At 60.5% G+C, this 12,678-nt stretch carries 10 protein-coding genes; 8 read left to right on the plus strand and 2 right to left on the minus strand.

What is annotated here, in order from left to right; genetic code table 11:
- Positions 1-6: 6 nt before the first annotated feature.
- The 8 genes from dtd to ACRZ94_RS04150 all read left to right on the plus strand — a co-directional run bounded on the left by dtd (position 7) and on the right by ACRZ94_RS04150 (position 9,694).
- On the plus strand, positions 7-444 hold the full coding sequence (gene dtd, locus ACRZ94_RS04115) for a D-aminoacyl-tRNA deacylase (RefSeq protein ID WP_480650200.1): 438 nt from the start codon (positions 7-9) through the stop codon (positions 442-444).
- Positions 444-1,547, plus strand: coding sequence for a glycerate kinase type-2 family protein (locus ACRZ94_RS04120; RefSeq protein ID WP_480796729.1), 1,104 nt, complete (start codon positions 444-446; stop codon positions 1,545-1,547). The genes dtd and ACRZ94_RS04120 overlap by 1 nt, the downstream gene beginning before the upstream one ends.
- 51 nt (positions 1,548-1,598) lie before the next feature.
- Entirely contained in the window at positions 1,599-3,590 is a 1,992-nt protein-coding gene (locus tag ACRZ94_RS04125; protein ID WP_480796730.1) for a CocE/NonD family hydrolase, read from the plus strand.
- A 121-nt stretch (positions 3,591-3,711) separates the two neighbouring features.
- Entirely contained in the window at positions 3,712-5,298 is a 1,587-nt protein-coding gene (locus tag ACRZ94_RS04130) for an ABC transporter substrate-binding protein (RefSeq protein WP_480796731.1), read from the plus strand.
- Between the two features lie 15 nt (positions 5,299-5,313).
- The gene (locus ACRZ94_RS04135; RefSeq protein WP_480650196.1) at positions 5,314-6,270 is read left to right on the plus strand and encodes an ABC transporter permease; all 957 of its coding nucleotides are present in this window, start codon (positions 5,314-5,316) and stop codon (positions 6,268-6,270) included.
- Complete coding sequence (locus ACRZ94_RS04140; RefSeq protein ID WP_480650195.1) at positions 6,270-7,085, plus strand: ABC transporter permease; 816 nt, start codon at positions 6,270-6,272, stop codon at positions 7,083-7,085. Before ACRZ94_RS04135 ends, ACRZ94_RS04140 begins: the two co-directional genes overlap by 1 nt.
- Positions 7,082-8,719, plus strand: a complete 1,638-nt coding sequence (locus tag ACRZ94_RS04145) for an ABC transporter ATP-binding protein (RefSeq protein WP_480796732.1) — start codon at positions 7,082-7,084, stop codon at positions 8,717-8,719. Before ACRZ94_RS04140 ends, ACRZ94_RS04145 begins: the two co-directional genes overlap by 4 nt.
- A gap of 138 nt (positions 8,720-8,857) precedes the next feature.
- A complete protein-coding gene (locus ACRZ94_RS04150; RefSeq protein ID WP_480796733.1) occupies positions 8,858-9,694 on the plus strand; it encodes an alkaline phosphatase family protein in 837 nt (278 codons plus the stop codon).
- A gap of 6 nt (positions 9,695-9,700) precedes the next feature.
- Here the strand turns inward: ACRZ94_RS04150 and ACRZ94_RS04155 are convergent, their stop codons facing one another.
- Together ACRZ94_RS04155 and ACRZ94_RS04160 are read right to left on the minus strand one after the other, a co-directional pair.
- Positions 9,701-10,624, minus strand: a complete 924-nt coding sequence (locus tag ACRZ94_RS04155) for an alpha/beta hydrolase (RefSeq protein ID WP_480796734.1) — start codon at positions 10,622-10,624, stop codon at positions 9,701-9,703.
- Positions 10,625-10,638: 14 nt separating this feature from the next.
- Complete coding sequence (locus tag ACRZ94_RS04160; RefSeq protein WP_480650191.1) at positions 10,639-12,528, minus strand: acyl-CoA synthetase; 1,890 nt, start codon at positions 12,526-12,528, stop codon at positions 10,639-10,641.
- Positions 12,529-12,678 lie beyond the last annotated feature (150 nt).

Here is a 12,678-nt window from a genome sequence, read left to right on the forward strand (position 1 = left end):
GTAAAGATGCGCGCGGTCTTACAAAGGGTGTCCAGCGCCAGCGTTTCAGTCGATGGTCAGGTCATTGGCCGGACCGGGCCGGGCCTGATGATTCTGGTCTGTGCGATGCAGGGCGATGACGAAGGCAAGGCGGATCAACTGGCGGCCAAAATCTCGAAACTGCGGATCTTCAAGGATGACGCGGGTAAGATGAACCGCTCGGTGAAAGACATCGAAGGCTCGGCGCTGGTGATCAGCCAATTCACGCTGGCTGCCGATACCTCGCGCGGTAACCGGCCCGGTTTTTCCGAGGCCGCCCCGCCGGATCTGGGCAAACACCTGTATGAGATTTTCGCCCAGCGTCTTGCGGCCCATGGCGTGCCCGTCGAAACCGGCGCATTTGGTGCGGATATGAAAGTTGAACTGGTCAATGACGGGCCGGTCACGATTTGGATGGAAAGTTGATGGACAGAAAAGAACAGGCAATTAACATCTGGCAGGCCGGTGTTGATGCGGTGGGGGGCCACGCGGCGACCCGCAAGGCGCTAGGCGATATTCCCGCGCCCGATCAGATACTTGCCGTGGGCAAACCGGCCGCTGCCATGGCCCGCGCAGCCTTGGAACATTATGGCCCGCGCCCCACACTGGTTGTCACCAAGGACGATCACGGGCGCGACCTGCCGGATCATGTGAAGGTGATCGAAGCCTCTCATCCCGTGCCGGACGCGCGCAGCCTGCAAGGCGGCCAGGCCCTGCGAGAGGCGGTCGAGGCGATGCAGCCGGGCACGCATCTGCTGTTGCTGGTCTCGGGGGGCGCGTCCTCATTGGCCGAGGATTTGGTGCCCGGCAAAACGCTTGCCGATCTGGAGCAGTTGAACAAAAGACTGCTGGCCGAGGGGCTGGACATCACTGCCATGAACACCGAACGACGCAAGCTGTCGCGGATCAAGGGCGGCGGGTTGCTGTCCCATTTCAAGGGCGCGAAAGCGACGGTTCTGGCGATCTCGGACGTGCCGGGGGACGACCTGAATGTGATCGGATCGGGGATCGGCGCCCTACCCGATAGCTGCCCGTTTGAGGCCAGCACTCAGATCGTCGCGTCGAACGCCCATGCCCGCGCGGCAGCAGTCGATCTGGCGCAGGAGGCGGGCCTGACGGTTTTGGCCAACGAAGAATGCCTGCACGACGACTTCCTGAACGTTGCCACAAATCTGGGGGAGCGCCTGCGCACCATGCCCAAGGGCGTCATGGTCTTTGGCGGGGAACCCACGGTCGTCCTGCCCGAAAACCCCGGACGCGGCGGGCGTAATCAGGGGTTGGCCCTTGCCCTGGCGCATGAGATTGCCGGGACAGAGGGCCTGATGGTCGTTGTCGGCGGAACCGACGGCACCGATGGCCCCACATCGGCGGCAGGGGCCGTTGTTGATGGTACCACCTGGGGCGATGGGGCAGAGCAGGCCCTGAAGCTGGCAGACAGTGGCAGCTATCTGGACAAGGTCGGAGCGTTGCTGGTCACCGGGCCCACCGGGACAAATGTAATGGATGTGCTTGTCGCAATCCGCGAATGATCTGACGATTTTCACCGAACCTGAATTGCGATTCCCTCGGACACTTATCACATGACGCTGCCTGCCAATGCGCTACGCACCATAGAAGATCTTCCTGACATAGGGATCGAGATGCCGTTTGGCTGCCGCCTGTCGGCGCGTGTCTGGCGTCCGACGGATGCGGATGAACATCCCGTTCCCGCCATTCTGGAGTTTCTGCCCTATCGCAAGCGCGACGGCACCACGGTGCGCGATGCCCTGACCCACCCTTGGTTTGCCGAGCGCGGCTATGCCTGCATCCGTGTCGACATGCGCGGCAATGGCGACAGCGAAGGGTTGATGGAGGATGAATACACCCAGCAAGAGCTGGACGATGCCGTCTCGACCATCAACTGGCTGGCGCAGCAGCCCTGGTGCACCGGCGCGGTTGGCATGATGGGGATTAGCTGGGGCGGGTTCAACGCGCTGCAGGTGGCCTCCCTGCAACCCGAACCGCTGAAGGCAATCATCACTCTGTGTTCGACCGCGGATCGTTATGCCGACGACATCCACTACAAAGGTGGCTGTCTTCTGAATGAGAACCTGGGCTGGGGCGCGACGATGTGGTCCTATTCTTCGCGCCCGCCCGACCCCGATCTGCGCCCGAACTGGCGTGAGCTTTGGTTGGACCGGTTAAAGCATGAGCCGTTTTTGCCCTCGGTCTGGCTGCGCCATCAAAGGCGGGATGCCTATTGGCAACACGGCTCGATCTGTGAAGACTTCAGCGCAATCAAGGCGGCTACGCTGGCTGTTGGCGGATGGGGCGATTCCTACAAGAACACCGTCCCGCTGCTGGTCGAGGAGCTGACCGCGCCCGTCAAAGGCATTGTGGGCCCGTGGGTGCATAAGTACCCGCATTTCGCGGTGCCCGAACCCCGGATCGGCTTTCTGCAAGAGGCGCTGCGCTGGTGGGATCATTGGTTGAAAGGTCACGACACCGGCGTCGAGAACGACCCCGATTACCGCGCCTATCTGATGGACGGTGTCCGCCCTCAGCGCTGGTATAGCGAACGGTCAGGGCGATGGATTGCCGAGGCCGAGGGTGCCACCTCGCATCTATCGACGCTGGCGCTGGCCCTGTCTGATGCCGGGCTTGGGCGCGATGGCCCACTGGATACGCGTGTACAATCGCCGCAAACCTGCGGCTTGGAAAGTGGTGAATTCTGCGCCATCTGGCTGGGGCCGGACATGCCGGGGGATCAGCGCGCGGATGACGCGCTATCCGCCTGTTTCGACGGCGCGCCGCTGGATCAGGATATGGACATCGTCGGCGCCCCGCGCATCCACCTGCGGCTGAGCGCCGACCGCCCCCAAGCCCAGATCGCCGTTCGACTGAACCACGTGCACCCGGACGGAGCGTCGACGCGGATCACCTATGGCGTGCTGAACCTGTCCCATCTTGACAGCCACGCGGAACCGACCCCACTGATCCCGGGCACCGCTTATGATGTGACGCTGGATCTGGACCACATCGCCTATCGCGTGCCCAAGGGGCACAGGCTGCGGGTCGCGATCTCCAGCGCCTACTGGCCGCTGATCTGGCCCTCACCCGAACGCGCCGAACTGCACCTGACCGGGGGTGAGATCACCCTGCCGCAACGCCCGTCGGACGCTGACGAATACGCATTCCCACCGCCCGAGGCGGCAACACCGCTGAACCGCACCGCAATACGTGAGCCAAAGAATGCGCGGCGGGTGGAAACCGATATGAACACGGGTGAAACCCATCTGATCATCGAGGATGATTTTGGTCTGGCCCAGAACGAAGACCACGGCCTGATCCATGGTGGAACCGCCTTTGAACGCTGGACCATCCACCCCGATGATCCCTTGTCGGCAAAGGGCTATTGCAAATGGACGCAGGAAGTCCGCCGCGGCCAAATCGACCTGCGCACCGAAACCTCCTGCGAGATGTGGTCGGACAAGGACACCTTCTACCTCAAGGCTCGTCTGGACGCGTTTGAGGGGGACAAACTGGTATCAACAAAGCAACTGGAGGATGCCGTTCCACGCGATCAAATGTGATATTCGCAGATATGCCGGCCGGACATTTGTCCTTGCCCGCTCAACCGAATTCCGCCTACTTTGACTCATGCGTCAATAAAAAGCCCTCAAGGGCAATAATCCAATCAACCGGGAGACCACAATGAACGAACAAATCACTCACATGACAAGTCAGGTGACAGCTGGCAAGCTGACCCGCCGTGAATTCATGGGCAAAGCCGCGGCTCTGGGCGTGTCCGCCGCCGTCGCCAGCACCATGTTTGCCGATGCTGCACGCGCGGCAGGTCCGAAGAAAGGTGGCGATCTGAAGCTGGGCTTGCAGGGTGGCGAATCCACCAACTCGCTGGACCCGGCGACCTATGCCAGCTCAGTTCCGTTCCAGAATGGTAAGCAATTCGGCGATCAACTGGTCGAAGTTGCACCAGATGGCACAATCGAACCCCGCTTGGCCGAAAGCGTTGAAGGCAGCGCGGACGCCAAGGTCTGGACCTTCAAGCTGCGTCAGGGTGTCGAGTTCCACAATGGCAAGACCATGACCAGCGAAGACGTGCTGAAAACCATGCAGCGTCATTCGAACGAAGATTCCAAGTCCGGTGCCCTGGGCATCATGAAGGGCATCGAATCGATGAAGGCCGATGGCGACAACTTCCAGGTCACCCTGACCGAGCCGAACGCCGACCTTCCCTATCTGATGGCTGACTATCACCTGATCGTTCAGCCCGATGGCGGCATGGACGACCCGGCCGCAGGCATCGGCACCGGCCCCTATCAGGTTGAAGTCAACGAACCCGGCGTGCGCCACGTCTACAAGAAATTCGCCAACCACTGGAACCCGGATTTCGGAAACTTCGACAGTGTCGAAGTGGTTGTGATCAACGATGCCACCGCCCGGACGGCGGCGCTGCAATCCGGTCAGGTTCACGCGATCAACCGGGTCGAGCCCAAAGTGGCTGACCTGTTGGGCCGCGCGCCCAACCTGACCGTGCATTCGACCGCCGGTCGTGGGCACTATGTGTTCATCATGCATTGCGACACCGCGCCGTTCGATCAGAACGAGCTGCGTCTGGCGCTGAAACATGCGATCAACCGTCAGGAACTGGTCGACAAGGTTCTGCGCGGCTATGGCACCGTGGGCAACGACATGCCGGTCAACGCAGCCTATCCGCTGTTCGACGGCTCGATCCCGCAGCGCGAGTTCAGCGTCGAAAAAGCAGCCGAGCATTACAAGAAGTCCGGCCATGACGGCTCGCCCATCATCCTGCGCGTGGCCGATGGCGCCTTCCCGGGTGCGGTGGACGCGGCTGCGCTGTTCCAGCAGACGGCGGCTCAGGCCGGTATCCCGCTGGAAATCAAGCGTGAGCCCAATGATGGCTACTGGTCCGAGGTCTGGAACGTTCAGCCCTTCTGCGCGTCCTACTGGGGCGGGCGTCCGGTGCAGGATCAGATGTACTCGACCGCCTATCTGTCGAGCGCAGACTGGAACGACACCCGGTTCAAGGTTCCGGCCTTTGACGAGATGCTGTTCCAGGCCCGTGCCGAGCTGGACAACGACAAGCGCAAGGACATCTACAGCCAGATGGGTCAGATGGTCCGCAACGAAGGCGGCCTGATCTGCCCGATGTTCAACGACTTTGTCGAAGGCGTCAGCAACCAGCTGGCCGGTTGGGAAAGCGACCCGACCCAGGAAATGATGAACGGCAACATGTCCCGCAAACTGTGGTTCGCCTGATAGGACCCACGGATCATGCATCCTATCGTCAAATTGGTTTCCCAGCGCGTTGCGCTGGGACTCCTGCTCCTCTTCGGTGCATCGGCTCTGATTTTCGGCCTCACCGAAGCCCTTCCCGGGGACGCGGCGCAAGCTGTCCTTGGACAATCCGCAACCCCCGAAGCGCTGGCAAACCTGCGCGAGGAAATGGGCCTCAACCGCCCTGCCCTGACCCGCTATTTCGAATGGCTGGGTGGCATTTTGCAGGGCGATCTGGGTCAGTCCCTGACCAACAAGCTGGACATCGCCGAAAGCATCGGAAAACGTCTGGGCAACACGCTGTTCCTGGCCTGTGCCGCTGCGATCGTGTCGGTTCCGCTTGCCATCTTTCTGGGCCTTCTGGCCGTCCGGTACCGCAATCGCTGGCCGGATAAACTGATTTCTGCGATCACCCTGACCACGGTTTCGATACCGGAATTCCTGATCGGTTATGTGGTGATCTACTTCGTGTCGGTGAAACTGGGATGGTTCTCATCGCTGGCGATGATCAACGATTCCATGTCGTTCGGTGAAAAGCTGAACGCCATCGCGCTGCCCGCATTCGTCCTGACGCTGGTGGTTCTGGCGCAGATGATGCGCATGACCCGCGCCGCGATCCTGAACCTGATGCAATCGGCCTATATCGAAACCGCCGAGCTGAAGGGCCTGTCGAACTTTCAGGTCATCGCGCGCCATGCTTTCCCGAACGCGATCTCGCCCATCGTCAACGTTGTGATGCTGAACCTGGCCTATCTGGTCGTCGGCGTCGTCGTGGTTGAGGTGGTGTTCGTCTATCCCGGCATGGGTCAATATCTGGTGGACTCGGTGACGAAACGTGACGTGCCGGTTGTTCTGGCCTGCGGCGTGGTTTTTGCCGCCGTCTATATCGGGCTGAACATGGTGGCTGACATCGTATCGATCCTTGCCAACCCAAGACTGAGGCATCCGAAATGATGAAGAATATCCCTATTTCGGCAATGATCGGTCTGTTCTTTACCGGGCTGTATTTCTTCATCGCCTTCGCCGCCCCGCTGATCGCCCCCTATGGCATGGCCGAAGTGGTCGGCGACGTGTGGGAGCCCTCCAGCGCCAAGCATCTTCTGGGCACCGACAACATTGGGCGCGATCTGCTGACGCGCATGATCTATGGCGGGCGCACGACGATCTTTATCGCCGCCGCCGCCACGATCCTCAGCTTTGTCACCGGCACCTCTCTGGGTCTGTTGGCCGCTGTTCTGGGCGGATGGGCGGATCAGGTGCTCAGCCGGACGGTTGACCTGATCATGTCGATCCCGACGCTGATCCTGGCGCTGGTGATCCTGGCGATTGTTCCGGTCACCGTTCCGATCCTGATTCTGGTGATGGGCCTGCTGGACGCCACACGCCCCTATCGCCTGTCGCGGTCGGTCGCGGTGGACATCAACGTGATGGATTATGTTGAGGCCGCCAAGCTACGCGGTGAGGGTCGCATGTGGATCATCTTCCGCGAGATCCTGCCCAATGCCCTGTCACCGCTGGTGGCGGAGTTCGGGCTGCGGTTCATCTTCATGGTCCTCTTCATCTCGACCCTGTCCTTCCTGGGCCTGGGCGTTCAGCCGCCGCTGGCTGACTGGGGTGGCATCGTGAAGGAAAACAAAGATGGTATCGTCTATGGTATCGGCGCGGCGTTGTACCCGGCTGTGGCCATCGCGACGCTGGCGATCTCGGTCAATCTTGTGGCTGACTGGGTTCTGAACCGTACCACATCGCTGAAAGGAGGCCGGGGATGAGTGATACCCTTCTCAAGGTCCGCGACCTCAAGATCGGCGCGACCGTCTATCCGCCGGGCGAAAAGCCCCATGACATCGAGATCGTGCACGGGGTCAGCTTTGACCTCGAACCCGGCAAGGTCCTGGGTCTGATCGGCGAATCCGGGGCTGGTAAGTCCACCATCGGTCTGGCCTCGATGGCCTATGGCCGGGGCGGCGTGAAGATCACCGGCGGTGAGGTCTGGATCAACGGGCGTGACATCCTGAAGACGTCCTTTGGCGACATCCGCAAGCTTCGCGGGGGTGAGGTCACATATGTGTCCCAATCCGCCGCCGCGTCGTTCAACCCCGCCAAAAAGATCATGGATCAGGTGGTCGAGGCCGCAGTCGAGCAGAAGAAGTTCAGCCGCAAACAGGCCGAGGCCCGCGCGCGTGAGTTGTTTGCCAAGCTGGGTCTGCCCGACCCGGACAATATCGGCAACCGCTATCCGCACCAGGTGTCCGGTGGTCAGCTGCAGCGCTGCATGACGGCGCTGGCCCTGTGCCCCGAACCTGATCTGGTGGTGTTTGACGAACCCACAACAGCGCTGGACGTGACCACACAGATCGACGTTCTGATGGCGATCAAAGAGGCCATCGCAGATACCGGCGTTGCCGCGCTCTACATCACGCACGATCTGGCGGTCGTGGCGCAGGTCAGCGACGACATCATGGTTCTGCGGATGGGCAACACGGTCGAATATGGCAACACCGACCAGATCATCAACAACCCGCAAGAGGACTATACCAAGGCGCTCGTCTCGGTCCGGTCCATCGAGCATGAAGAGAAAAAGCCCACATCGGAACCGGTGCTCAGCGTTGACGGTATCACCGCGCGCTATAAAGGGTTGAATTTCGACGTGCTGCACAACGTCAATGTCGAGCTTCATCCGGGGCAGACCCTGGCGGTTGTGGGGGAGTCCGGCTCGGGCAAGTCCACGCTGGCGCGGGTGATCACCGGTCTGTTGCCGCCGCGCGACGGCGAGATCACCTTTAACGGGCGCAAGCTGAGCCCCGATCTGAAAGGGCGCTCGCTTGAGGACCTGCGCGAGTTGCAGATGATCTACCAGATGGCTGACGTGGCGATGAACCCGCGTCAGACCGTGGGCACGATCATCGGCCGCCCGCTGGAGTTCTACTTCAACATGCGCGGGGACGAGAAACGCAAACGCGTTATCGAGTTGCTTGATGAGATCGAACTGGGCGAAAAGTTCATCGATCGCTATCCGGCCGAGCTGTCCGGTGGTCAGAAACAGCGTGTCTGCATCGCGCGCTCGCTGGCGGCCAAGCCCAAGATGATCATCTGTGATGAGGTCACCTCGGCGCTGGACCCGCTGGTGGCGGATGGCATCCTGAAACTGCTGCTGGACCTGCAACAGATCGAGGATGTGGCCTATCTGTTCATCACCCACGATCTGGCAACGGTACGGGCCATCAGCGACAGTATCGCGGTGATGTATCAAGGCCGCGTGGCGCGGTACGGGTCCAAGAGCGAGGTGCTGAGCCCGCCGTTCGACGACTATACGGACCTGCTGCTCAGCTCTGTCCCGGAAATGCATCTGGGCTGGCTGGAAGAGGTTGTCGCCCACCGCAAAATGGAAAGCGCCGGGAACTGAGCCCGCCCAGAAAACAAAGAAATCCCGGCGCTTGTCACAAACAGGTGTCGGGATTTTGCTATTCGGGGCGCGAACAGGCGGCTTGCGGGCTGCGAATCTCATAGGCTTGGCTGAACTTCTAAAGAAAAGGGTCAGACGATGGACCGCAAACTCCTCCTCATCATTCTGGACGGTGTCCCGTGGCGCAACTTTCGCCGGTTGTTCGGTAATCTCGAAGGGTGGGTCGACAGTGGTGAAGCGCGGGTTTGGAAACTGCGCGCGGTCCTGCCCTCAACTTCGGCCAGTTGCTATGCCTCGATCCACACGGGCGTCACCCCGCAGGAACATGGCTGCACCGGCAATGGCAACGTCTTTCGCCTGAGCCACAAGGACGTTTTCAGCCAGGTGCGCGAAGCCGGGGGTGTGACAGGGGCGGTCACCCACAGCTATTGGTCGCAGTTCTTTAACCGCCACCCCTTCGATTACGTCCGCGACGTGGAATATGACGAACCGGACAGCAAGACCATCAACCACGGTCGGTTCCACTCGATGACCGCGTACAACAAGGCGAACCAGATGACGCCGTGTGACGTGGACCTGTTCGCCCAGTTGACGAATATGTGCCTGCGGTTCGGCCTGGACTACGGCATCCTGCACACCTGCACGCTGGACAGCATGGGCCACCGCTTTTTTCACGACTGCGAGGAAATGGACCACGCTTGTTTTGTCATGGACGAGATGCTGGCCCCCTTCATCCCGCGCTGGCGGCAGTTGGGCTATGACGTCATCGTAACCGCCGACCACGGTCAGGACGAACGTGGCCATCACGGGGGGCGCAGTCCGCTGCAACAGGAAACCGCGCTGTATTACTTTGGCGATGCAGACGGACCCGAGGCCGACACGGTGATCGACCAACTGCAACTGGCCCCTACGATCCTGCGCCGTATGGGGGCACCGATTGCTGACACGATGAAGGCCACGCCCTTCCTGACGTAAGGGGGATCAGTCGTAGGGCCAGACCTGCTGGCCCAATGCCTCAATGGCGACCGATATCCGCTCAAAGCTGTCTGCGGCGCGTTTGACCGAGGTTCGCGCCCGCAGATAGCCATGCACCAAACCTGGCTCGTTGATCCAATGCGCCCGCCCGCCCGCTACCGTGATCTGTTCGCAATAGATCGCCCCGTCGTCGCGCAGCGGATCACAATCTGCCGTCACCACCACGGTTGGCGGCAGGCCCGAGAAATCGGTGTCCTGCAGGGGTGCATAGGTTGGGTCATCTGTGGGCGGCGCACCATCGCAGCGCATCTGTTCATAGAAAACGATGTCCTCCAGCGTCAAAAGCGGCGCGTGGGCATGTTCGATGTACGACCCGGCTGAGCGATCCCCGCCCAGCCCCGGATAGATCAGCACCTGCCCCAGAACGTCATTCAACCGCCCACGCGCATGATGCGCGACAGAGGCGGCAAGGTTCCCGCCCGCGCTGTCGCCTGCCAGGATCAACGGATCGCCAAATTCGGTCGCGGCCCAATTGGTCGCGATCCAGCTGTCCTGAAACTGGGCGGGATGCGCATTCTCGGGGCTTAAACGGTAATCGACGGCCACAACCCGGTATCCGGTCTGCGCACAAATCTCGGCGCAGACATCATCATGGCTGTCCAGCCCGCCAACAACAAAACCGCCCCCGTGGAAATAGACGACCGTGCGCGTCGGATCGCCTGCCGAATACACCCGAACGGGGACGCCCATCCCCGACCTGTCGTTAACCTCAAGCCCGTCGGGCCGGGGTTGGCGGAAAACCTTGCACATTGCGTTGTAAACGCGGCGTTGATCCTCAATCGTCAGATCAACCGCATCGTCCGGATAGCTTTCCGCCGTTCGTCTTATGAACGTCCAGGTTTCTTCATCGATCAGACGTTCATAATCCATTGTCCCTCCGGCGGTTAGTCAGCCCATTCCCACGGCCGGGTGAATGACCCCAGCACTTTGCTGACATCGTCGTCGGATGCGCCGTTGGCGTCAAGCTGTGCAACAAGCCCTCGTTTCTTGTCGTCGATCACGGACACGACACGCGCGCCCAGCCCCGCCTCTTCCAGCGCGCCGTTATAGATGCGCGTGATCGCCTGTTTGCGCAGTTCGGGCTTGAAAACCTTGCCCACAGCGGTTTTCGGCAGCTCGTCCAGAATAGTCATATGTTTAGGCTGCGCCGCGCGTTCATGCACATGGACGCCGCAATACTCCATCAGCTCTTTCTCGGTCACGCTGGCGCCTTCGACCAGTTCGACAAAGGCACAAGGCACTTCACCCGAATACGCATCCGGCTGGCCGATAGCCCCCGCAAAGGCGACCGCGTCGTGACCCAGCAGGGCCTCTTCGATCTCGGCCGGGTCGATATTGTGGCCACCGCGAATGATCAGATCCTTGGCGCGACCCGTGATCCACAGATACCCATCCTCGTCGAACCGCCCAAGATCGCCTGTACGCAGGTACTTGTCATAGTGGTAAAGGTTCACGTTCTTTTCGGCCTCGGTATAGGTATTGCCCGCGTAAACACCGGGGTTCGAGATGCAGATTTCACCGATTTCGTTGGCGGGGGATTCCACAGGTCCATCAGGCCCGTCCTGCAGGATTTTGACATCCGTATAGGGGAAGGGAATCCCGATCGAGCCGATCTTTTTCTCACCATCCACCGGGTTGCACGACACCAGACAGGTGGCCTCGGTCAGGCCATAGCCTTCGACGATGGTGACGCCGGTTGCTTCCTCAAAGCGGCGGAACAGTTCGACCGGCAGCGGGGCCGAGCCCGAAAACGCCGTTTTCACACTGGAAATATCCGCATCCACTGGGCGCTGCATCTTGGCGGCAATCGCGGTGGGAACGGTGATGATGAAGCTGACTTTCCAGCGTTCGATCAGTTTCCAGAAATTGTCGAACACGCCATCGCCGCGATAGCCCTGCGGCGTCGGGAAGATCACATGCGCCCCCGAGGACACGGCAGCCATAACAATCACATGCACCGCAAAGACGTGGAACATGGGCAGCGGGCACATGATCACGTCATTCTCGTCAAACAGCAGCGTATTGCCCAGCCAGCCATTGTAGATCAGGCCGGAATATTTGTGCTGCGCCACCTTGGGCATGCCGGTCGTACCACCGGTGTGGAAGTAACAGGCGACGCGGTCTTCCTTGCTGTCTTCGAATGTCAGCGTGGTAGGCTGTTTGGCCAGCTCGTGATTGAAATTCTTGTAGTTTGCGTGGGCAAGATGTTCTTTGTCGCCCATCTTGGGGCGCAGGAAAGGCACGATCCACGACTTTGGCGGCGTCAGATAGCGGTTGAGGTCGATTTCCAAAATGGTGCCGACCTTGGGGGCATGCCGTACGGCCTCTTCGACCTTTTGCGCCACATCCGTCTTGGGGAAAGATTTCAGCGTCACCACCACCTTGGCCCCGGTTTCGCGCAGGATCGCGGCGATTTGCTCGGGCTCAAGCAGCGGGTTGATCGGGTTGACGATCCCGGCCACCGCACCGCCCATCATGGTGATCAGCGTCTCATTACAGTTCGGCAGCACATAGGCCACCACGTCCTTTTCGCCCACCCCCAGCGAGCGGAACAGGTTGGCCGCCTGATTGACCTTGCCCAGCAGGTCAGACCAGGTCAGCGTTTCGGCCTTGTCGGTCGGGCCCGAGAAGATCTGAAAACTGATCGCGTTATTGTTGGGAAACTTCTCGGCCGTGCGTGAGAGCAATTGATGGAAAGTGACCGGAACGTCGCGCTCCTCCCACGACATTTCCTGCTCCATCTGTATCTTGTCTTCCATTCCCACAAAGGCCATGTGGTTCCTCCCTTATCTCTCCCGTGTCCGGCACGAGTTTTGTGTCCACCGCCAAGATGGAAGCAAAATCGTGCAGGTTCAAGAAAGGGCTTAGCTGCGCAGGCCACAAAGGGATAGAATTACGCTACGGCGCGACGGGTTTTGCCCTAC

The organism is Ruegeria sp. CH10 (assembly GCF_056537125.1).